The sequence below is a fragment of the Bradyrhizobium oligotrophicum genome (assembly GCF_051168495.1).
GTDB lineage: Bacteria > Pseudomonadota > Alphaproteobacteria > Rhizobiales > Xanthobacteraceae > Bradyrhizobium > Bradyrhizobium oligotrophicum_A.
Genome location: NZ_JBNPVB010000013.1, coordinates 166714 through 187303 on the forward strand (window position 1 = coordinate 166714; position 20590 = coordinate 187303).

The window sequence follows — 20590 nt, forward strand, 5'->3', positions numbered from 1 at the left end:
CATGACTCGTCCGGGATTGTATCGCCGTTTCCGCAAGCTCCTGATCGCCAATCGCGGCGAGATCGCCGTGCGCGTCATCCGCACGGCGCGTGCGATGGGATTGAAGACCGTCGCGGTGTACTCCGAGGCCGACCGCAACGCGCTGCATGTCGCGCTGGCCGATGAAGCCGTGCTGCTCGGGCCCGCGCGCGCCCGTGATTCCTATCTCAACATCGAACGCCTGATCGAGGCTGCCCGGCAGACCGGCGCCGAGGCCGTGCATCCCGGCTATGGCTTTCTGTCCGAGAGCGCCGAGTTCGCGCAGGCCTGTCTCGATGCCGGGCTGGTGTTCGTCGGACCCACGGCGGCGATGATCACCGCGATGGGCTCGAAGTCCGGCTCCAAATTCCTGATGGAGCAGGCCGGCGTGCCGCTTGTGCCGGGCTATCATGGCGAGGCGCAGGACGAGGCCACGCTCGCCCATGAGGCCGCGCGGATCGGCTTTCCCGTGCTGATCAAGGCCTCCGCCGGTGGCGGCGGTCGCGGCATGCGGGTGGTCAATGCGGCCGGCGATCTCGCCGATGCCGTCACCAGCGCCAAGCGCGAGGCCAAGGCGGCGTTCTCCGACGATCGCGTGCTGATCGAGAAGTACGTCCAGAACCCGCGCCACATCGAGGTGCAGATCGTCGGCGACATCAATGGCAATCTGGTCTCGCTGGTCGAGCGCGAATGCACCTTGCAGCGCCGGCACCAGAAGGTGATCGAGGAAGCGCCGTCGCCGACGCTGTCACCGGCGCAGCGCGAGACGGTGTGCGCGGCGGCGCGCCGTGCGGCCGGTGCGGTCAACTATGTCGGCGCCGGCACCATCGAGTTCGTCTCCGACGGCCGCGACGTGTTCTTCATCGAGATGAACACGCGGCTGCAGGTCGAGCATCCCGTCACCGAACTGATCACCGGCGTCGATCTCGTCGAATGGCAGCTGCGTGTCGCGTTCGGCGAGGCGCTGCCGCTCAAGCAGGACCAGATCACGCTCAATGGCCACGCCATCGAGGCGCGGGTCTACGCGGAAAATCCCGCGAAGAACTTCATGCCCTCGGTCGGCACCATCAGGACCTGGCGAACACCGGCGGAGACCGGCGGCCTGCGCATCGACGCCGGCTACCGCGAAGGCGATGCTGTCTCGCCCTACTACGACGCGATGCTGGCCAAGATGATCGCCTGGGCGCCGACGCGCGAGGTCGCGATCGAGCGGCTCAATCGCGGCCTCGAAGACACCGATGTGCGCGGCATCGTCAGCAACATCCCGTTCCTGTCGGCGCTGCTGATGCATCCGGATGTCCAGGCGAATGCGATCGATACCGGCTTCATCGAGCGGCATCTGTCGCATCTGACGGAGGCGGGCGCGGCGGCGGGGGACCTCGAACTGTGCGCTGCGGTCGCGGCCATTCTGATCGACGAGCAGAAGGCCGCCGCCAAGGAGCAGGGCTCGCCATGGCGCTCCTCCGGCTGGATGCCGGTCGGCCTGCGGCAGCGCGTGTTCTCGTTGCGCCAGGGGAGCGGGGCGGAGCCGCAGACCGTGACGCTGACCTATGGTCCGGGCGTGCAGACTGTGTCGATCGACGGACGAACGACGGTATTCTCCGCCATTCCGACCGATGACGGCGGCTTCGACCTTGTGCGCGACGGCATCAAGTCCCATGTGGTGGCCGTCATCGAGGGCCACGAGCTCTACCTTCGCACCCGCAATGGCCGCTTCGATCTGCACTGGATCGATCCGTTCGGCGGTGACGACGAGGAGCACAGCGGCGAGGACAAGATCGTCGCTCCCTTGCCGGGCACCGTCGTGGCGCTGCTGGCGCAGGAGGGGGCCGTGCTGGAGAAGGGCGCGGCGATCCTGACGCTCGAGGTGATGAAGATGGAGCAAACCCTGCGGGCGCCGTTCGCAGGCGTGCTGAAGGCAATCAAGTGCAAGGTCGGCGACATCGTGCAGGAAGGCGTCGAGCTGGCGGAGGTCGAACCCTCCGCCTGATCCTTCAACCGAAGAGGGCAGCATGAGCGAGAGCGTGCGCATCATCGAAATGGGCCCGCGCGACGGCCTGCAGAACGAGAAGGCCTCCGTCAGCGTCGCCGATCGCATCGCTTTCGTCCGTGCGCTGGTGGATGCCGGCCTGACGACGGTCGAGGTCGGCGCCTTCGTCTCGCCCAAGGCGATTCCGCAGATGGTGGGTTCCGACGAGGTCATGCGCAGCGTGGCGGCGCTGCCCGGCGAATTCCATGTGCTGGTGCCAAACGTGAAGGGCTATGAGGCCGCTCGGGCCGCGGGTGCGAAAGTCATTTCGGTGTTCACTGCGGCTTCGGAGAGCTTCTCCCGCGCCAACATCAACTGCGGAATCGGGGAGTCGCTGGAGCGCTTCAAGCCGGTGATCGCGCATGCCAGGACCGACGGCATCAAGGTGCGCGGCTACGTTTCTTGCGTGCTCGGCTGTCCCTATGAGGGCGAGATCAAGCCGCAGGCGGTCGCGGACGTGGCGAAGGCGCTGTGGGATCTCGGCTGCTACGAGGTCTCGCTCGGCGACACGATCGGTGTCGGCACGCCTGTGAAGGCCAAGGAGATGCTGCGCGCGGTGTGCGACGACGTGCCGGTCACGCATCTGGCAATGCATTTCCACGACACCTACGGCCAGGCGCTGGCCAATCTCTATGCCGGCATGGAGGAGGGCGTCCGCGTCATCGATGCCGCCGCCGGCGGCCTCGGCGGCTGCCCGTTCGCGCCGGGCGCCACCGGCAACGTCGCGACCGAGGACGTCGTCTACATGCTCGAAGGCATGGGTATCAGGACCGGCGTCGACATGACCAAGCTGCTGGCGGCCACCAACGAGATCAGCCGTCTGCTCGGCCGTCCGCCGGTCAGCCGCGTCGCGGCTGCCTTGAATGCAAAGAGAGCGAATAGCGAGTAGCGAATGGCGAGTAGGGAAGGTCATCGTCAATCCCTATTCGCTACTCCCTATTCGCCATTCGCGACCATCACCGGCTCTGATCCGGCCCCATCACGAGATCGGGCAGGGCCGTCGAGATCTGCGGCACGAAGCAGAGCAGCAGAACTGCGACCATCATCAAGAGCACGAAGGGCAGGGTGCCCCAGATCACCTCGCGCAACGGAATGTCCGGCGCGACGTTGCGGATGACGAAGATGTTGAGACCTACCGGCGGGTGGATCAGGCCCATCTCCATGACGATGGTCATGACCACGCCGAACCAGATGATGTCGAAATTCGCCGCCCGCAGCGGCGGCAGGATGATCGGCGCAGTCATCAGGATGATCGACACCGGCGGCAGGAAGAAGCCGAGTACGACCACCATCAGCAGGATGGCGGCAAGCAACTCCCAGCGCGGCAGATGCATCGCCACGATGGACTCCGCGACCGACTGCGAGATGTGCAGGTAGCTCATCACGTAGGAGTACAGCAGCGACATGCCGATGATGAGCATCAGCATGGTCGATTCCCGCAAGGTCGCCTTCATGATCGGCGCAAGATCGGCCGGACGCCAGACGCCGTAGATCATCGCGATGAGCGCGAGCGCGAGGATGCCGCCGAGGCCTGCAGTCTCCGACGGCGTCGCCAACCCGCCATAGAGCGCGACCATGACGCCGGTCAGCAGCAGCACGAACGGGATCACGCGGGGCAGCACGGAAAAGCGCTGCGCCATCGTGTATTCGTCCTTGGTCAGGATGTCCGACCAGGTGCCCGATTTCTCATAGACCGTTTTCGCGCGCGCATATTCCTGGCGGAAGCGCACGACGGCATAGACGCCGAACAGGGTGACCAGCAGCAGTCCCGGGCCGATGCCGGCCAGGAACAGCCGTCCCAGCGATTTCTCGGCTGCGATCGCGAACAGGATCATCGTGATCGAGGGCGGCAGCAGAATGCCGAGCGTGCCGCCGGCGGCGATGATGCCGGCCGCGAAGCCGCCGGAGTAGCCGCGCTTGCGCATCTCCGGGATGCCGGCCGAGCCGATCGCCGAGCAGGTGGCGGGCGATGATCCCGCCATGGCGGCAAACAGCGCGCAGGCGAACACGTTGGCGACGCCCAAGCCGCCGGGCACGCGATGCAGCCAGGCATGCAGTGCCGAGTAGAGATCCTGGCCGGCGCGGGAGCGGCCGATCGCGGCGCCCTTGAGGATGAACAGCGGGATCGACAGCAGCGTGATCGACGCCATTTCCTCGTAGACGTTCTGCGTCACCGTATCGAGCGACGCGGCCGGCATGTAGATCGCCATGAACACCACGGCGACGGCGCCGAGCGCGAACGCGATCGGCATGCCCGCGAACATCGCAAACAGCGTCGCCAGCCCATAGGAGAGCCCGATTCCGAACACGCTCATCGACGCGCTCCACTCAGCGGCGCCGCCACGATCTGCAGCAGCAGTTGGATGCAGAGCAGGGTCATGCCGGCGGCCATCAATCCGTAGGGAATGGCGAGCGGCGGTGACCACATCGAATTGGAGACCTGTCCGTCCTCCCAGGCTTCGTGCGTCAGCGTCCAGGATTTCCAGGTGAAGAAGGCACAGAACAGGAAGCTCGCGACATCGACCAGCCAGAGTCTGATCCTGTTGGCGAGAGGCGACATCAGGCCGACGAAGGCCTCGATGCTGACATGGCCGCGATGCTCCTGGACGTAGGCAGCAGTCATGAAGGTGGCGCCGACCAGCAGGAACACGGCAGCCTCGTCCTGCCAGTAGTTCGCCGCCTTGAACAGCGCGCGGCCGGCCACGCTGTAGCTCAGGATGATGCAGGCCGCGATGAGAGCGATCGCGGCCAGAACGACGATGATGCTGTTGAGGACGGAGATCACACGCTGAAGCGGCGCCAGCGGTCCGCTGGCGCCGCTGCTCGGCGTGGCCTCGCTATCGGAGACGGGCGCGTGCATCAATCAGGCCGCGACGTCGGAGGCGAGCTTGAGGAGCTTGGCGCAGTTCGCGGACTTGCCGCCATAGTCCTTCCAGGCGGTGTCGCGGGCGATGTCGCGCCATTTGCTGACGGTCTCGACGTCGAGCTCGGCAACCTTGGCGCCGGCCTTCTCATAGACCTTGGCGACTTCGATATCGTCCTCCTGCGCGCCCTTGCGCCCGAACGCCTCCATCTCCGCGCCGATCGCCAACAGGATGTCCTGCTGGTTCTTCGGCAGCTTGTCGAAAGCGGCCTTCGACATCATCAGCGGCTCGAGCATGAACCAGTACGAGGCCTTGGCGCCGGAGGTGAGGGCTTTGGCGACCTCCTCGAGCCGGAACGAGATCAGGCTGGTCGAGGAGGTGATGCCGGCATCGCAGGCTCCGGTCTGCATCGCGGTGTAGATCTCGTTCGATGGGACCGAGAGCACGGAGGCACCGGCGGTCTGCAGCACCATGTCCATCTCGCGCGAGCCGCCGCGCACCTTCAGGCCCTTGGCATCGTCGGGGCCGACCAGCGGACGCGACCGGCTGGCGACGCCGCCGGCCTGCCAGACCCAGGTCAGCAGGATGATGCCCTTGTCGGCGAGGAAGTCGCTCAACGCCTTGCCGACCGGTTCGTTCTTCCAGCGCATGCCCTGTTCGTAGGTGGTGACGAGACCCGGCATCAGCCCGATGTTGGTCTCGGGCACCTCGCCACCGGCATAGGGCATCGGGTAGAGGCTGATGTCGAGCGCCCCCTTCCGCATGGCGGAGAACTGCGCGACCGTCTTGATGAGCGACGAGTTGGGGTAGATTTCCGTGGCGATCTCGCCGCCGGAGCGCTTGGCGACCTCTTCGGAGAACACCCGGCAGAGCCGGTCGCGGAAGTCGCCCTTGTCGATGGTTCCACCCGGGAATTGATGAGAAATCTTCAGCGTCGTTGCTGCGTGGGCCGTGCCCGTTCCGAAGTGCAGGACGGCCGGCGCGGCGAGCGCGGAGGCGATGACGTGACGGCGTGAGAGCATGAGACTTCCCCTGGACAACTTCTGGTTGGGTTCCCGACCCCGGTTCGTTGGCATGCCGTGTGCGAGCCAAACTGCCGGATTTACCTCTAACCGAACTATTCAGTTCGTCGAGGTCAAATGCAGGGGAAGCGACATATTGCTGCGGCGCAAATGTCGGCCTCTGAGTCCCATGCAGCGGTTGCACTAACGTCGGCTTGCCGGGCAAAATTGTGTCGAGGTTACAAACACCGCAGAACTCGAATTAAAATTGATCGATGGAAATAATTCCGGCGGGCCGTAACAAGCGCCCTGCGCGCAACGTCGATATCGAGGAGCGGCGCATCGATCGCCGTCCAACCCCGCACCTCGAAGGAGCGATCATCATGACTTCTCGCAACCGCCTCATCCTCGCTTTGTCCGTCGCCGCTGTCGCGATCAGCGTCGCCGCTGCGCCGGCCGCCTTTGCGGAGGACAAGATGGGCAAGGACGATGCAATGAAGAAAGGCGCGATGTCTCACGACGGCATGAAGAAGGACACGATGGCCAAGGACGGCATGAAGAAGGACGATGCGATGTCCAAGGACGGGATGAAGAAGGACGACGGCATGATGAAGAAGAACTGAGCCGGGTCGTCGCGATCACATCCGAGTTTGGGCCGGTCGTCTCGCGACCGACCGAAGGCGCCATGGCGACGGCTCGCTTCGAACTCGTCGCCCTGGCGCCTCTGGTCTTACTTCTTCGGTCTTACTTCTTCTTTCCACGCGCCTTGCGCGCGGCGTAGCGCGCATCGCGCTTGGCCTTCTGCTCGGCCTCGATCTCGGCCTGTCGGGCGGCAAACTCTTCCGCCTCGCGGGCGAGGCGGATGGCCTCGGCGGCCTTCGCCTCTTCCTCGAGCCGCTTCTGCTCGGCCTTGGCGGCCTCGCGCTCGAGGCGCTGCTGCTCGCGTCGGGCGGCAGCGGCTTCACGCTCCTGCCGGCGCTTCACGACTTCGGGATCGTTCGGTCCCGGCTGCGATTTGAACTTCTGAACGATGCTCTGGCGGGCCTGCTGCGCGGCCTTCTGCCGATCGGCAAATCCAGGTTCCTTGAATCCTCTCATGGAGACGTCGTCACTTCGCTACTTGTGTGGTCGATCAGGGTGCGGGCGGTCAGAGTGTGGTCCGTCAGGGTGTAGCCCGTCGGGGTGTGGTCGTAGGGGGCTGCGTGCGCCGCCTGGCAGGTCGTCCACGATACCGTGAACAGGAGCGAGGGGATGACGCGAGGCAGTGTGTATAGGATCGCATACGTCGATGACAAATGCTTTATCGCCACTCCCCCACATCGGGCATGCTTGGTGCTTGCATGGCGCTCGCTCGGCGCTATGTAAGCAGCCCCCGCCACGCCGACCAAGGTCGGCCGGATGTGAATTGCCTCACACCTCGCGGGCACTGGCGCACCATTCGGGTGCGACGTCCAACGGAGTTTAACGGTATGACCTCTCTGTTTCGGGGGCGCGGGCGCATGACGCTCGTCCTCGCGCTGGTTGGTCTCGTGGTCAGCGTCTGCGTAGTGACCGCGGTCCTCGCCCGTCCTGCCCCGGTTCCGACCGGTGTGCTGGGGGCGGAATGGGAATGCGGACAGCTGTTCTGGGTGACGAGCTGTACGCGGGTCGCGCCGATCACGCCAGCGTCGCGCCACCACCAGGAGCCGCATGGCGCAGCGGCAGACCAGCGCCCCGTCTAGAGGCGCGAGACCGCATGAGCAGGCAGGACGACGAGGGCGGAAGCCGAGGCGGCGCGATCGCAGCGCTGGCCTTCGCGGCGATCATGGTCGGATTCGGCCTCTGGCTGGCCCACAGCCTGACGTCGGCGAGCAAGATGCAGGATTGCCTGATGTCCGGCCGGACCAACTGCAACGTCATTGCGCCCGAGCGCTGATGCCGGCGGTGGCGGCTGCTGGATGCCCCTGCGTCGGTTCGTAGCGGCGAATCAGCACCGTTTTCGCGTATCCTCAGTGCCGAGAATCGGCCCGGTCGCAAAATTGTCGCGTTTCTACCGGTTTGTCGCGCAGAGTGTGCAGCCGAGAGCGCCGCACGGTGTCCAGCCGATGACGGCGAGCCATGCCCTGGCCTGGACGGCAAGTTGACAGATGGCGGGGCGAGCAGGGGTAGGCAGGCATGACGTTGTTCGACCAGACCAGATCGTGGCTGCCGGCCTTGGCTCTCCTGACGGCCGTCGCATGGCCGGCGCCAGGACACGCTCAGGGACCCGGCCCGGACCACCAGGCGGGTCCGGGCCATCCGGTGCCTGGTCGCCCGCCGGCCGTCGTTCGTCAGGGGCCGGGTGGGCAACAGCCCGCAGCCCAGGCGCAACCGGCGCCGCGCCAACAGGGCCCCATTGCAGCACAGCCGGGCGGACCGCCGCCGCGGGCCGCAATGCCACCTCAGGGCCGTCCTCCGGTGCCGGTGGCGCAGCAGCAGGGACGTCCGCCGGGAGCAGGCTATGACCGCGGGCCCGGATCCGGACATGGGCCCGGTCATGGACCTGGACCCGCCGCAATGGGCCGGGGACCGGATGCGCGCTATGCCCGCGGTGCGATCGGTGTGCGCGACTATGGCGGGCAGCCCTATCGCGGCCGGCTCGGCTGGGAAGGCGGTCGCTGGCACCATGCGGTCCATCACGGCCGGCAGGGCTGGTGGTGGGACGTCGGCGGCGTCTGGTATTATTATCCTGAGCCGATGCAGGGGCCGCCGACCTATGTCTCGGACGACTATGCCGACGATATCATCTACGCGCCTGCCGCCGCCTATGAGGCCGCGCCGCCGCCGGTCGCGTATGAACCGGCACCGCCTCCGGCAGATCCGGATCCCGGCGCAAGCGCGCTGGGCGGGGCCATCATCGGCGGCGTCCTCGGCGGTATTCTGACCGGCAAGGCGGGCGGAGCGGCCGCGGGCGCCGTGCTTGGCGGGGCCACGGGGGCGATCGCCGGCGCGACCGCCGCAGCGCGGCCTGGCTATTACCTGTCGCAAGGCAATTGCTATTATCGGTACCCGTCGGGAGAGTATGTCGCGGTCGATCCGCGCTCCTGCTACTGAATCCAATCGGATCGCCGCGGCTCCGCAAGCCGGCGCGTGCGGCGGTGTGCGCCATATTTCGAATCACGACCGAAGCTCCGCAAAGGTGCGGAGCGGGACTTGGAACGAATCCTGATACGCTCCGCTTCATTGCACGTCTGAGGTGAAAGTTTCCGGAGCCATGACGAAGGCCTCCAAGCTGGTTGCCGCCAAGGGCGGAAAGGTCCTTTTGGTCCGGCGCCGTGTCGACGGACGCTGGATGTTCCCGGGCGGCCGCAAGCGGGCGCGGGAAACCGCGAAGGACTGCCTCAAGCGCGAGATCAAGGAGGAGCTTCCGAAGCTGAAGCTCGGCCGGCTGCGGCTGTGGAAGGAAGTCACCGCCAAGAACAAGCGGTCGGGGCGCAAGATGAGCGATGCCATCTTCATCGCCAAATATGCCAAGGGACGGCTCGAGATCGGCGACAAGAAGGAGATCGACCGGGCGGTATGGCAGAAGCCTTACGGCCTCAGCCTGACGCCCACGTCGCGCTACATCCGCGACCGTCTGTTTCCGCGCAAAGCCGAATAGATCAATGACCGCTGCCCGGGAACGTTTCCGGGGGCGGGGCGTTATGTTTCCATGACTTACGAAAGCACAGCCAGACCGCCACGCGTCCTCACGCCTGAAGAGCGTCGGGCGCGCGACGCCGTGCGCAGGGCCGATGCCGAGCAGGCCATGCGCGACCACGAGGAGGCCCAGCGGGCCTTCTATAAAAATCGTGAGCGCCTACGGGCCGAGCGATTGGCGCGCGAATCCACCGAGAAGAACGACTGAACCGCAGGTTCAGCCCACAGGTCTCGTCCGGAACGCGTTCGCCATGCGCAGGAACGCTCGATCGAGCAGGTCGTACATGTCGCCGGTGATGTCGCAATCGAACATCGCGCGGCGCATGCACGTCATCCATTCGTCGCGCTCGGCTTCGCCGATCGGATAGGGCCGGTGCGCAGACATGATGCAGCGATGCTCGGTCCGCTGGAAATAGAGCGGCGGACCGCCCAGCCACCCACTGAGAAATTCGAACAGCAATTGCTTGATCGGTCCGAGGTCGGCATCGTGCATGGCCCGGATACGGCTGGCATCCGGCTCCTCGTCCATGATCGTATAGAAGCGCTCAGCGAGGCGCCGGACGCCTGCTTCCCCACCGATGAGCTCGTAAGGCGTGGCCTCGACCACGGCTGCGTCGCTGGCTGAATTGGCTGCCGTCATTCCATCTCGTTTCCGTTCGCCCCTGCGCAGCCAATAGGCGGCGGGCGTCCGGCGCCTTGATTTGAATCAAGGGCCGAATGCCGATGGGCGCCGGCGAACCGGCCGCGGGCACGGCCGAACGATGGCTGCTTGCGCTAGCGGATGCTGGCCTTGACGATCCGTTGCCGATCGGTGTCGGCAGCGATCTGGCGCAGGGTCTGACGCAGCAGCGCGAGATCGACGGGCTTGGAAAACGGCGGGTAGACGTTGAGGCCGAGGATCTTGCCGGCACGGACCGTGACATCGCGGGTCTGGTCGTCAGAGCCGCTGATGATCAGGACGGGCGTACGCGACTTGATATCCGCCAGCAGCTGCAGCACCTCCGTGCCGGAACGCTCGCCGAGGTTCAGGTCGAGCGTGATGCACTCGAAGTTGCGCCGGCGCAGCACGTTCATGGCGCCTTCCACCGAGTTCACGCCGGTCGTCGCAAAGCCCGCCTGCACGGCGATCTTGCGCAGGATCGACAGATGGACGTCGGCATCTTCGATCACGAGAAGTTCGTTCAGCATGGTCCCCGCGCAGCTATGTGTCGGCTTCTGATGGACGGCCGGAGATTAAGAGTCGGTTTCTGAGTTCGGCGTAAATTTTCGCTTCCGTAGAATTACGGCAGTATCTGCACATCGGCGTGCACGCCTGTGGACAAACGGTGACGTGGAGCGCGCCTCGAGCGGCGTTGACAGCTTGCCAGTCCTCCCCCTACGGTAATGCCGACGGTTCCTTTAGGGGATTAAACGGGAACGTGGTGAGGGGAGACCCGAAGCCACGGCTGCCCCCGCAACTGTAAGCGGTGAGCCTTCGCCATCAGCCACTGGATCTCGGTCCGGGAAGGCGGCGACAAGGCGGTGACCCGTGAGCCAGGAGACCTGCCGTTAGTCGTGGTCACACGTGAGCACATCGGGCGGGGTGTCCTGGTGGAAGCATTCGACCGCTGTGCAGCGGGAGGAGTCTTTTGCTTGCGGTGACGTGCCACGTTATCGCGAGTCGTCCTGATGAGCTCCGCCGTCTTCCCTGCATCGAAGCGATGCAGCCTCGTGTTGTCGTCCCTCGTCCCGTTCTGCCTGTCGCTGCCGTCGGAGGCCTGGTCGCAAAGCGCCCGGCCTGCCTGGACGTTGGATCCCGTGGTGGTCCAACCGCCGCTCACCTCGCCCCGCGGACGGCGGGCCGCGCAGAGCGAGTCCGGGCGCGCGGCCCGAACGAACCCACAGCGTGATACGCAGCCGCGGACCGGCGCCGCTGTCGCGGCACGGGCCGGGACGGGATTCGCCGCCCCCACGCTGAACCTCCGCGGGACGACATCCACGGGAAGCCGCCTCGGCCTCACACGTCTGCAAACGCCCGCGAGCGTCGACGTGATCTCGGCCGAGACCATCGCCGAGCGCGGCCAGCAGAACGTGATCGATGCGGTGACCCAGAACGCGGCCGGCTTCACGGCGAGTCCGGCGCCCGGCAATGGCGGACTGTCCTTCAACACCCGCGGCTTCACTGGAAACGGGTCGGTGATGACGCTCTATGACGGCACGCGTCTTTACGTCGGCTCGGGCACGCTGACCTTTCCCTATGACACCTGGTCGGCCGAGCGCATCGAGGTGCTGCGCGGCCCGGCGTCGGTGATGTATGGCGAGGGCGCGATCGGCGGCGCCGTCAACGTCGTCTCGAAGCTGCCGCTATGGGTTCAGCGCAACCAGGCCGAGGTGTCGCTCGACAGCAACATGACGCGACGGATCGCCGTCGACAGCGGCGGCCCGGTCAGCAAGGACGTGGCCTATCGCATCACCGCCACCGGCAACCTGTCGGACGGCTGGGTCGATCGCGACAGGACCTCGAACGTCGCGCTGCATGCGGCGGTTCAGGTCAAGCAGAACGAGGACGTGACCTGGACGATTTCCACGGACTATGGCGACCGCAGCCCCTCGCGCTATTTCGGCACGCCGCTGGTCGACGGCCGGATCCTGGAGGCGCTGCGCTTCAAGAACTACAATGTCGGCGACAGCAGCATCCGCTATCAGGACAGCTGGAATCAGGTGAAGACGGAGTGGCAGGTCGCCGACGGCATCGTCGTTCGCAACACGCTCTATTACCTGAACAGCCGGCGGCACTGGAAGGACGTGGAGAGCTACGCCTACAATGCCAAAACGGGACGCATCGACCGCAGCAGCTACATCGAGATCTTCCACGACCAGCAGCAGGTCGGCGACCGCTTCGATGCGATCTTCCGCGGCCATGTCTTCGGCATGGCCAACGAATTCGTGGCCGGCTTCGACGTCAACAACATCAGCTTCACCCACACCAACAACTCGCCCTATGGCGGCACGTCGTCGGTCGCGCCGTACGACGTCGATCCCGACGTGTTCTCGAGCCCCAATCGCACCGTCCCTGGCTTCGGCAGCACGACCAACCAATACGGCCTGTTCGCCGAGAACCGCCTGTCGGTGACCGACCAGCTGTCGCTGATCGGCGGCATCCGGCAGGACGAGCCGACGATCGCGCGCACCGACTATGTCACGCCGGGCAACGGTTATGAGAAATCCTACCATGCCACCAGTTGGCGCGCCGGCGCCGTCTATACGCCGATCAAGGATCTGGCCTTCTACGGCCAGTATTCGGTCGCGGTCGACCCAGTGGGCAACCTGATCACGATGTCGGCAGCCAACCGGGATTTTGCGCTGTCGAGCGGCAGGCAGGTCGAACTCGGCGTCAAGCAGTCGTTCTGGGACGGCCGGGGCGAATGGACGCTCGCCGCCTACGAGATCGTCAAGAACAATTTGCTCGCGCGCGATCCCAACAACCCGGCCGTCACGGTTCAGGTCGGCCAGCAATCCTCGCGCGGCGTCGAAGCCTCGATCGGCCTTGCGCTCGACCATGGCTGGCGGATCGACGCCAACACCGCGTTGCTGCACGCGAAATATGACGACTTCGTTCAGTCGGTCGGCGGCGCCGCCGTCAACTATGCCGGCAATGTCCCGGTCAACGTGCCGCAGACGGTCTCCAACGTCTGGGCGACCTGGGCGTTTGCGCCGAACTGGTCGGCCAATGCCGGCGTCCAGATCGTCGGCAGAACCTACGCCGACAACGCCAACACGCTGGCGCGGCCGGCCTACACGGTCGTCAATGCCGGCGTGCAATGGAAGCCCGATCGCAACACCACGGTCTCGTTGCGCGTCTATAATCTGTTCGACGAGATCTATGCGACGTCGGGCGGGACGACGCAGTGGCTGCTCGGCCAGCCGCGGACGGCCCAGCTCGCCGTCAATTTGAAGTTCTGAGCGTGCGCCGCCGGTTCGTTCGAACGGCGCGGCGGTGGCTGTATCTCGGCCACCGCTGGGTCGGCATCGTCACCTGCCTGTTGTTCGCGATGTGGTTCGCCTCGGGCGTGGTGATGATGTATGTCGGCTTTCCCGGCCTCTCCGAGAAGGAGCGGCTGGCGGCGTTGCCCGACCTGCAATGGAGTGCGGTCGCGCTGACGCCCGATGCGGCGCTGCGCAGGGCAGGGGCGACGTCGTTTCCGCGCGATCTGCGGCTGTCGATGCTCGGCGACGAGCCGGTGTATCGGCTGGTCGGCTGGGATGGCAGCCGGCGCACGCTGTCTGCCGTCGATGGCCGCATGATCACGGATATTTCGGAGCAGCAGGCGCTCGCTGTGGCGCGCCGTCACGCGGCGAGCCGGGCTCTCCAGCTCGGTGGGATGGTCGAGCGCGACCAATGGAGCGTCACCGCCCGCTACGATCCGCTACGGCCGTTTTATCTCATCAAACTTGGCGATGACGCTGATACGGAGCTCTACGTCTCCTCGCGCACCGGCGAGATCGCGCTCGACACCAACCGCTCCGAGCGCCTCTGGAACTGGCTTGGTGCGATCCCGCATTGGATCTATCCGACCGTGATGCGCAAGGACGGGGCCTTATGGCGCAGCGTGGTGCTGTGGATCTCCGGCATCTGTCTCATCGTCGGCATCAGCGGAATCTGGATCGGCCTTCTGCGCGTGCGCCTGAGGAGCCGCTACGCGAGCGGTCGGGTCACGCCGTATCGCGGCTGGATGGCATGGCATCACGTCACCGGCCTGATCGCCGGATCGTTGGTGCTGACGTGGACGTTCTCGGGCTGGCTGTCGCTCAATCCCGGTGAGTCCTTTCCCAATCGCGGCACCGCGCGCGAGGCGATGCTGCGCTATGCCGGCCATGAGGCGCCCGACATTGCAGCGAGGCTGCCGGCCGGGACGCCGCGCGACGCCGTCGAGGCGCGCTTCACCTGGCTCGATGGAACGACGCTGATGATCGTCACCTCGCGCGACGGCGTGCAGACACCCGTCGATCCGGCAACGGGCGAGGTGGTCCGGCTCGAGCCGGAGCGGCTGCTGGTTGCTGCCCGGAAGCTCATGCCGAGCGCGCAGCTGGCAACCACGCAGATGCTCTCACAGTACGATTCCTACTGGTACGCGCATCATCAGCCGCGCGAGCTGCCGGTGCTACGCGCCGTGTTCGACGACGAGGCGGGGACATGGTTTCACATCAGCCCGGTCACCGGTGATGTGCTCGGCCGCACCGATGGCAGCCGGCGGACCTATCGCTGGCTGTTCAACGCGCTGCACAGTCTGGATTTCCGACTGCTACTGGCGCATCGGCCGGCCTGGGACGTCGTCGTCATCGTGCTGTCGCTGCTCGGCGGGATCGTCTCGGTCAGCGGCGTCGTGGCCGGCTGGCGCGTCCTGCGCCGCTGACCCGGCCGTCGGTCAGAACGGATGCCGGCTCGGCATGGCATTGGAGGAGGCCGGCAGCTCCGTGATCGAGGCCGCGTCGGAGGGGCGCGCGCGGCCGCCCGGGCGGCGCCAATGCTGGATGTGCATCAGGATCCCAGCCACCAGCAGCGGCGCGACGGCGGCCACCGCCAGCAACGGCGACAGCGGCTTGGGCGTGATCATCTCGAGCATCATTTCGCAGACCATCCAGATCGCCGCGGACACCAGTACGAAGTCGCGGGAGGGGATGCGCAGCCAGTACAGGAATCCGGTAATGATCACGGCCGGCGCGATGATCGGTCCGATCATGTAGAAGTTCAGCTCGGGCGGTGTCAGGGCGTCAAGGATCATGGATGCCAGCAGCCATAGGCTGAGGAACATCACAGTGCCGTCGACGTGTCTCATGATGGGATCACCTCCACCGCGACATTTTGGCGCAATGTTTGGCCGGTTTATGGCTGGTTCGTCAAGGGTGACGCTCGAGACGGCCGGTTTAGAGGTGTTTTACAGGTCGGCCGCCCGGTCGGGCCTCCGCGCCGGGGCCGGACCAGCGACAGGGCATGCCGCCATTGACCGCCACCATGGCTGGCAGGCGGGAGGCCCCTGTCGTGGTGGCCGGTGGTCGGCAGCGGCGTGCGCTTGGCCATGAGGAATTGGCCATGAGGAAATCGTCGAACGAGGGTGACGCGGCTTCATGCGCGCGCGGGACCGCAACTCAACTGATGGGCCGCGTTGGCGTTGGCCGTGGTGCTGCAACAGACGCGTCGAACACGCTCAGCCGGCTGTCGTCGAGCGCTCGTCGCCGGCAGCATCGGGCTGCGTCACGCCCGCTTTCAATGCTCGCTGCAGCCCGAGATCCAGATCGTGCCGCCGATCGCCAGATGGGGATGATCGGCACAATGCGACGGCCACGCGAAAATGACGACGAGGTTGCCGATCACGAGAACGGCGAGCATCGCAAGGGTGGCGCGGGTCCGTCTGGGCGTTGACTGCATAGGTAGACCTCATGATCGAAGCCGGTGACGCCGACGCAGGACGTGCGGCAACGCCGGCGAGGACACGCCGTGGATGGGGCGCTTTTGCGAAGCTTTGATTTCAGGATGTGAGATGTTGTTGCGATGGGTGAGCGCCGATGCCCAAGGAGTTATCGCATGCGATCATGGAACGTCGCGCGCGTGGCATGCGTTCGAACCTGCAGAAGCCGGCTCGCGCCGGACGCCCCCCTGGGAGAGATGCATGGAACGCACGATCATCGGTCATTTCGCCACGCGCCGTGCGGCCGAGCTCGCCGTCGAGCATCTGGGTACAGGACCATGGTATCGCCCGCACCGACGTCTTCGTTCATGCGTCCGGCACTGCCAACAGCGCGGGCTCGCAAGCCGCCGGCGCCGACGTCGAGAGCGGCCATCCTGGCGTCGACAAGCAGGGCGCGCCCGAGCTCGAGGGCGAGATCGAGGTGTCCGTCGATTGTCATGGCGAGCAATCGGCCGGCGTCGAAGGGATCATGAAGGAGGCGGGCGCGCGACGGGTCACCTCGCAATAAAGCGGATCAATGTCTGCACCGAGGGCTCTTGCAGCGCGCCGCAGGAGTCTTTGGCGCTTTGCACAGGCTCAAAGACTTCCGCTCGCTGCAGCACAGAGCGACAGGAGAAGCAGTCGAACAGCGGGCTTTTTAAGTTCGTCGTTGCGGTGTTGATCTGCAACAACGCACTGGTGTGGTGCATGCGTATCGTGATCCCAGGCAATATCACGGCAAATCGCGAGCGCGTTTCCATGAACCGACGGCAATTCCTGTTCGCAGGTGGCACGCTTGGGGGCGCCGTGTTGGGCGCCGGCGCATGGCGCACGGCCACGGGGACGATGTCCGCGTATGACGACTACACCGCACGGCTGCGCGCGCCGTTGTCGCCTGACATCGCCGATGTGATCCGTTACGCGACGCTCGCGGCCAACGGCCACAACACCCAGCCCTGGCGCTTTCGCCTCACCGGCGGCGCGATCGAGATCCTCCCCGATCTGTCGCGACGGACGCCGGTGGTCGATCCCGATGACCATCATCTGTTCGTCAGCCTCGGCTGCGCCGCCGCCAACCTCGCAATCGCGGCCGCTGCGAGCGGCCGTCCCGGCGAGGTGACGACCGACGGGCAGACGGTGCGATACAGCTTCAGCAGCGGACCATCGCATGATGATCCGCTGCTCAAGGCGATCGTGCGCAGGCAATCGACGCGGGCCGAGTACGACGGACGGCCCGTATCATCCGGCGACCTCGCGGCCCTGCGATCGGCAGCGGTCGTGCCCGGCGTCGATCTCGCTCTCGTCACGGAGCCTGCTGGCATTGCCGCGATCCGCGATCTCGTCATCGCCGGCAACGATGCTCAGATGCATGATGCAGCCTTCATGCGCGAGCTGAAGGACTGGATCCGGTTCAATCCGCGCAGCGCGATGGAGACGGGGGATGGCCTGCTTGCCGCCGCGAGCGGCAATCCATCCTTGCCGACGGCCATCGGCGGCATCGCGTTCGATCGCCTGTTCGATGCATCCGCCGAGAACGACAAATATGCCCGCCAGATCGTATCCTCGGCAGGGATTGCCGTGTTCGCGGCCGAGCAGGCCAATCCCGCGCATTGGATCAAGGCCGGGCAGGCGTGTCAGCGCTTTGCACTGGAAGCGACGCGGCTGGGGCTCAAGCTCGCCTTCATCAATCAGCCGGTCGAAGTGGCTGCCTTGCGTCCCGAGCTTGCGCGCTTGATTGGGACGAAGCGCCGGCCGGATCTCGTGCTACGCTTCGGCTATGGCCCTGCACTGCCCCATGCGCCACGGCGGCCGGTCGGTGCCGTGCTGAGTTCATGAGTCGTTCCTGTCAATCTTGACGGAATCCCGACTCGATGCATTGCTCATGACATGTTCGAGAACACCCGATTGGCACGCATGAGCGACGGGCATTATTGCCTGGTGCGCGACCTTGGCCTGGTCAAGGGCGGCAAAGGCATGCGTCATCATGAGGTGGTCGTCGACTTCAGCGCGCGCGGCATCAAGGTGTTCGCGAAGCAGGGCGCATCGGCGCTGATGAAACGTGTCGTCGCGAAGCTCGTGCAACATCAGGCCACGGCGAAACTGCCGGCTCTCCTGCGCGTGCGCCTGCGCGAGCCGCAGTAGCGTCAGCGCTTCCGCACGGGTCGGCTCCGGCGCCGTGTCGTGACCGTTCGTATCGGCTCATAGGGGCTGTCCGGATTGACGTCGTATTCGACCTCCGCGACGCAATATTGGGGCCGGCGATGGTGTCGTCCCGCATGCCAGCGACCCTCACGCAATTCGACCTCGCTCATTGCGGCAATGTCCAAGCACTTCCATTGCCCGCCCGGTGGCAGGCCGCTGCTTGCGCCGCCAGCGAACTGGAACGCCAGCACGCGCTCGCGATCCGCGGTATGACCGAGGATGATCGGACAGAACGCCCGGGCGAAGCCGCCATAGACGCAAAGGACCTGCCGGCGCGCGATCATCGCCTGCAGGACCAGCTGGTAGGTTGCGCTCGGCATGCAGGCTTTCTGCACGTGACGACCAGATAAGACCGGTTTGTCCGCCCGGTTCCTCATACACCTTGCGGCGCTGCCATCAGGCCTTAGATTGGATCGATCAACGCCAGCGCGAGCAGCCCAGGATGTCCGATCTTTCCGCCTTTCCCATCACCGCGCGCTGGCCGGCGCAGCATCCCGACCGGATCCAGCTTTATTCGTTGCCGACGCCGAACGGCGTCAAGGTTTCGATCATGCTGGAGGAGACGGGGCTCGCTTACGAGCCGCACGCGATCGACTTCGGCAAGGACGACCAGAAGACGCCGGAATTTCTCTCGCTCAATCCGAACGGCAAGATCCCGGCGATCGTCGATCCCGACGGTCCCGGCGGCAAGCCGCTCGGCCTGTTTGAATCGGGGGCGATCCTGCACTATCTCGCCGAGAAGACCGGACAATTCCTCCCCGCAGATCCGGCGCGGCGCTGGCAGACGCTGCAATGGCTGCATTTCCAGATGGGCGGCATCGGCCCGATGTTCGGGCAGCTCGGCTTCTTCCACAAATTCGCCGGCCGTGAGTACGAGGACAAGCGGCCGCTGCAGCGCTATGTCGTTGAGAGCAAGCGCTTGCTTGGCGTGCTCGACAGCAGGCTCGATGGCCGGCAGTGGATCATGGATGGCGACTACACCATCGCCGACATCGCCACGCTCGGTTGGATGCGCAACCTGATCGGCTTCTATGGCGCGCGTGAGCTGGTCGATTTCGATACGCTGAAGCACGTGCCGGCGTGGCTCGAACGTGGCCTGGCGCGGCCGGCGGTGCAGCGCGGGCTGGAGATCCCGAAGCGGCCGTGATCGTCGGCGAGGCCGATGTCGAGCGTTGTTTGGCGGAGGTGCTGTCGGCGCCTGCCGTGCCGGGCGACGGCGTGCTCAGCCCGGACAGCGTGATGTGGCGGGTGCATCGCGAGGCCGCGCTGTTTCTCGGCGCCGGACGCGCGCTGCTGCTGCAACTCGCCCATCCCTGGGTCGCGGCCGGCATTGCCGGACAGTCGAAGGTGTTCGCCGATCCGCTCGGCCGTTTCCATCGCACCTTCGGCATCGTCTATACCATGGTGTTCGGCACGCGCGCGCAAGCCGTCGCTGTGGCGCGCCGGCTGTACCGGCGCCATGCCGCCGTCGACGGCGTGATGCCCGAGACGGCCGGACCGTTCGCTGCTGGCTCGCGTTTCCTCGCCAACGACGTGGAAGCGCTGCGCTGGGTCCATGCCACGCTGGTCGAGACCGCGATGATGTCCTACGGCCTGTTGTGTCCGCCGCTGACAGCGGAGCAGCGCGAGCAATATTGGCGCGAGGCGATGCGCTTCGCACGCCTGTTCGGAATTCCGCACGAGGTGCTGCCGCCTGACTGGGAGTCGTTCAAGGCCTATACGGCCGCGATGATGGACTCCGAGACGCTGACGGTCAGCGCTTCCGCGCGCGACATCGCGCAGCGCATCTTTTCGGGTGAGGCGACCTCGATCGGACCGCCGCGCTGGTTCACCGCGCTGACCGCCGAGATGCTGCCGGAGCGGCTGCGCCTTGCTTTCGCGCTGCCGTACGGAGAGCGCGAGCGCCGCAGCGCCGCGCGGGCTCGCATCTGGCTGCCGCGTGCCTATGCGTTGCTGCCGGGGCGCGTGCGGACGGTCGGGCCATATCAGGAGGCACTGGCGCGCATCAAAGGCCGCGAATGCCCGCCATTCACGCGGCTGCTCAACCGCGCCTGGATCGGCCAGCCGCTGATGCCGGCCACAGGTGGAGCGCCGCACCGCACCGACGGCTGAAGGGCCTCATCACAGCTCGTGACCGCATCGATTCAGGCCCGACCATGTCGGTCGATCTACGGCTTGCGCGATCATGCGGAGCGGTCAGGACGAGGAGGTCTTCGTCTATCGGCCGGTGACTGCCCGACGATTGAGGAGGAACTCGGCGAACTCGAGCAGTGCAAGCAGACGCCGGCCGATTCTCCGTTCGATCGGGGCGGCAACATCGGCGAGGCACTCACCGGGGGCGTTATCACCGCTTTGCTGTCTCGTTGCCGTGCTGTCTCGTTGTCGTGATGGTCG

The 20590-nt window shown here is 65.8% G+C and carries 24 protein-coding genes and 1 riboswitch; of the genes, 15 read left to right on the forward strand and 9 right to left on the reverse strand.

The genetic code is table 11. The features are described 5' to 3' along the window. Position 1 precedes the first annotated feature (1 nt). A complete protein-coding gene (locus ACQR1B_RS23750; protein ID WP_434833985.1) occupies positions 2–2008 on the forward strand; it encodes an acetyl-CoA carboxylase biotin carboxylase subunit in 2007 nt (668 codons plus the stop codon). 22 nt (positions 2009–2030) lie between these two features. Then, positions 2031–2936 (forward strand): hydroxymethylglutaryl-CoA lyase, encoded by a 906-nt coding sequence (locus tag ACQR1B_RS23755; protein WP_434833986.1) that lies wholly within the window; start codon positions 2031–2033, stop codon positions 2934–2936. Positions 2937–3003: 67 nt separating this feature from the next. On the opposite strand, the gene ACQR1B_RS23760 is transcribed toward ACQR1B_RS23755, so the two are convergent. From ACQR1B_RS23760 to ACQR1B_RS23770, 3 genes are read right to left on the reverse strand one after another with little or no spacing between them, the layout of a single operon-like run. Beyond that, positions 3004–4362: a TRAP transporter large permease gene (locus ACQR1B_RS23760; RefSeq protein ID WP_434833987.1), complete on the reverse strand. Its 1359-nt coding sequence runs from the start codon at positions 4360–4362 to the stop codon at positions 3004–3006. Next, entirely contained in the window at positions 4359–4907 is a 549-nt protein-coding gene (locus ACQR1B_RS23765) for a TRAP transporter small permease (protein ID WP_434833988.1), read from the reverse strand. Before ACQR1B_RS23765 ends, ACQR1B_RS23760 begins: the two co-directional genes overlap by 4 nt. Positions 4908–4910: 3 nt before the next feature. After that, a complete protein-coding gene (locus tag ACQR1B_RS23770; RefSeq protein WP_434833989.1) occupies positions 4911–5933 on the reverse strand; it encodes a TRAP transporter substrate-binding protein in 1023 nt (340 codons plus the stop codon). Between the two features lie 362 nt (positions 5934–6295). Here ACQR1B_RS23770 and ACQR1B_RS23775 point away from each other — a divergent pair, with 362 nt between their 5' ends. After that, on the forward strand, positions 6296–6535 hold the full coding sequence (locus tag ACQR1B_RS23775) for a pentapeptide MXKDX repeat protein (protein WP_434833990.1): 240 nt from the start codon (positions 6296–6298) through the stop codon (positions 6533–6535). Between the two features lie 121 nt (positions 6536–6656). On the opposite strand, the gene ACQR1B_RS23780 is transcribed toward ACQR1B_RS23775, so the two are convergent. Next, entirely contained in the window at positions 6657–7010 is a 354-nt protein-coding gene (locus tag ACQR1B_RS23780; protein WP_434833991.1) for a DUF6481 family protein, read from the reverse strand. 371 nt (positions 7011–7381) lie between these two features. Between ACQR1B_RS23780 and ACQR1B_RS23785 the strand changes: the two genes are divergently transcribed. The 5 genes from ACQR1B_RS23785 to ACQR1B_RS23805 all read left to right on the forward strand — a co-directional run bounded on the left by ACQR1B_RS23785 (position 7382) and on the right by ACQR1B_RS23805 (position 9777). After that, entirely contained in the window at positions 7382–7633 is a 252-nt protein-coding gene (locus tag ACQR1B_RS23785) for a hypothetical protein (RefSeq protein WP_434833992.1), read from the forward strand. Between the two features lie 14 nt (positions 7634–7647). Beyond that, complete coding sequence (locus ACQR1B_RS23790; protein ID WP_434833993.1) at positions 7648–7827, forward strand: hypothetical protein; 180 nt, start codon at positions 7648–7650, stop codon at positions 7825–7827. 620 nt (positions 7828–8447) lie between these two features. Continuing rightward, positions 8448–8984 (forward strand): hypothetical protein, encoded by a 537-nt coding sequence (locus tag ACQR1B_RS23795; protein WP_434833994.1) that lies wholly within the window; start codon positions 8448–8450, stop codon positions 8982–8984. A gap of 160 nt (positions 8985–9144) precedes the next feature. Then, a complete protein-coding gene (locus tag ACQR1B_RS23800; RefSeq protein WP_434833995.1) occupies positions 9145–9531 on the forward strand; it encodes an NUDIX hydrolase in 387 nt (128 codons plus the stop codon). A gap of 51 nt (positions 9532–9582) precedes the next feature. Next, on the forward strand, positions 9583–9777 hold the full coding sequence (locus ACQR1B_RS23805) for a hypothetical protein (protein WP_434833996.1): 195 nt from the start codon (positions 9583–9585) through the stop codon (positions 9775–9777). Positions 9778–9786: 9 nt separating this feature from the next. On the opposite strand, the gene ACQR1B_RS23810 is transcribed toward ACQR1B_RS23805, so the two are convergent. Beyond that, the gene (locus ACQR1B_RS23810) at positions 9787–10209 is read right to left on the reverse strand and encodes a group II truncated hemoglobin (protein ID WP_434833997.1); all 423 of its coding nucleotides are present in this window, start codon (positions 10207–10209) and stop codon (positions 9787–9789) included. A 134-nt stretch (positions 10210–10343) separates the two neighbouring features. After that, entirely contained in the window at positions 10344–10757 is a 414-nt protein-coding gene (locus ACQR1B_RS23815) for a response regulator (protein ID WP_434833998.1), read from the reverse strand. Between the two features lie 185 nt (positions 10758–10942). Beyond that, positions 10943–11133, forward strand: a riboswitch (cobalamin riboswitch). A gap of 464 nt (positions 11134–11597) precedes the next feature. Between ACQR1B_RS23815 and ACQR1B_RS23820 the strand changes: the two genes are divergently transcribed. Together ACQR1B_RS23820 and ACQR1B_RS23825 are read left to right on the forward strand one after the other, a co-directional pair. Beyond that, positions 11598–13511: a TonB-dependent receptor gene (locus ACQR1B_RS23820; RefSeq protein ID WP_434833999.1), complete on the forward strand. Its 1914-nt coding sequence runs from the start codon at positions 11598–11600 to the stop codon at positions 13509–13511. A 2-nt stretch (positions 13512–13513) separates the two neighbouring features. Next, the gene (locus tag ACQR1B_RS23825; RefSeq protein WP_434834000.1) at positions 13514–14962 is read left to right on the forward strand and encodes a PepSY domain-containing protein; all 1449 of its coding nucleotides are present in this window, start codon (positions 13514–13516) and stop codon (positions 14960–14962) included. A gap of 12 nt (positions 14963–14974) precedes the next feature. Here ACQR1B_RS23825 and ACQR1B_RS23830 read toward each other — a convergent pair whose 3' ends face one another. Together ACQR1B_RS23830 and ACQR1B_RS23835 are read right to left on the reverse strand one after the other, a co-directional pair. After that, the gene (locus ACQR1B_RS23830; protein WP_434834059.1) at positions 14975–15361 is read right to left on the reverse strand and encodes a hypothetical protein; all 387 of its coding nucleotides are present in this window, start codon (positions 15359–15361) and stop codon (positions 14975–14977) included. A 452-nt stretch (positions 15362–15813) separates the two neighbouring features. Continuing rightward, complete coding sequence (locus ACQR1B_RS23835) at positions 15814–15975, reverse strand: hypothetical protein (protein ID WP_434834001.1); 162 nt, start codon at positions 15973–15975, stop codon at positions 15814–15816. 278 nt (positions 15976–16253) lie between these two features. Here ACQR1B_RS23835 and ACQR1B_RS23840 point away from each other — a divergent pair, with 278 nt between their 5' ends. The 3 genes from ACQR1B_RS23840 to ACQR1B_RS23850 all read left to right on the forward strand — a co-directional run bounded on the left by ACQR1B_RS23840 (position 16254) and on the right by ACQR1B_RS23850 (position 18136). Further along, complete coding sequence (locus ACQR1B_RS23840; RefSeq protein ID WP_434834002.1) at positions 16254–16523, forward strand: hypothetical protein; 270 nt, start codon at positions 16254–16256, stop codon at positions 16521–16523. Between the two features lie 230 nt (positions 16524–16753). Next, positions 16754–17830 carry an Acg family FMN-binding oxidoreductase gene (locus ACQR1B_RS23845; protein ID WP_434834060.1) on the forward strand — a complete coding sequence of 359 codons (1077 nt, stop codon included), beginning with the start codon at positions 16754–16756 and terminating at the stop codon, positions 17828–17830. Between the two features lie 78 nt (positions 17831–17908). Then, positions 17909–18136: a hypothetical protein gene (locus ACQR1B_RS23850; protein WP_434834061.1), complete on the forward strand. Its 228-nt coding sequence runs from the start codon at positions 17909–17911 to the stop codon at positions 18134–18136. A gap of 2 nt (positions 18137–18138) precedes the next feature. Here ACQR1B_RS23850 and ACQR1B_RS23855 read toward each other — a convergent pair whose 3' ends face one another. Continuing rightward, a complete protein-coding gene (locus ACQR1B_RS23855) occupies positions 18139–18516 on the reverse strand; it encodes a hypothetical protein (protein ID WP_434834003.1) in 378 nt (125 codons plus the stop codon). Positions 18517–18638: 122 nt separating this feature from the next. Here ACQR1B_RS23855 and ACQR1B_RS23860 point away from each other — a divergent pair, with 122 nt between their 5' ends. Both ACQR1B_RS23860 and ACQR1B_RS23865 read left to right on the forward strand, forming a co-directional pair. Then, positions 18639–19343 carry a glutathione S-transferase N-terminal domain-containing protein gene (locus tag ACQR1B_RS23860; RefSeq protein WP_434834004.1) on the forward strand — a complete coding sequence of 235 codons (705 nt, stop codon included), beginning with the start codon at positions 18639–18641 and terminating at the stop codon, positions 19341–19343. Next, positions 19340–20308, forward strand: a complete 969-nt coding sequence (locus ACQR1B_RS23865) for an oxygenase MpaB family protein (RefSeq protein ID WP_434834005.1) — start codon at positions 19340–19342, stop codon at positions 20306–20308. The genes ACQR1B_RS23860 and ACQR1B_RS23865 overlap by 4 nt, the downstream gene beginning before the upstream one ends. The last annotated feature ends 282 nt before the right edge of the window (positions 20309–20590 follow it).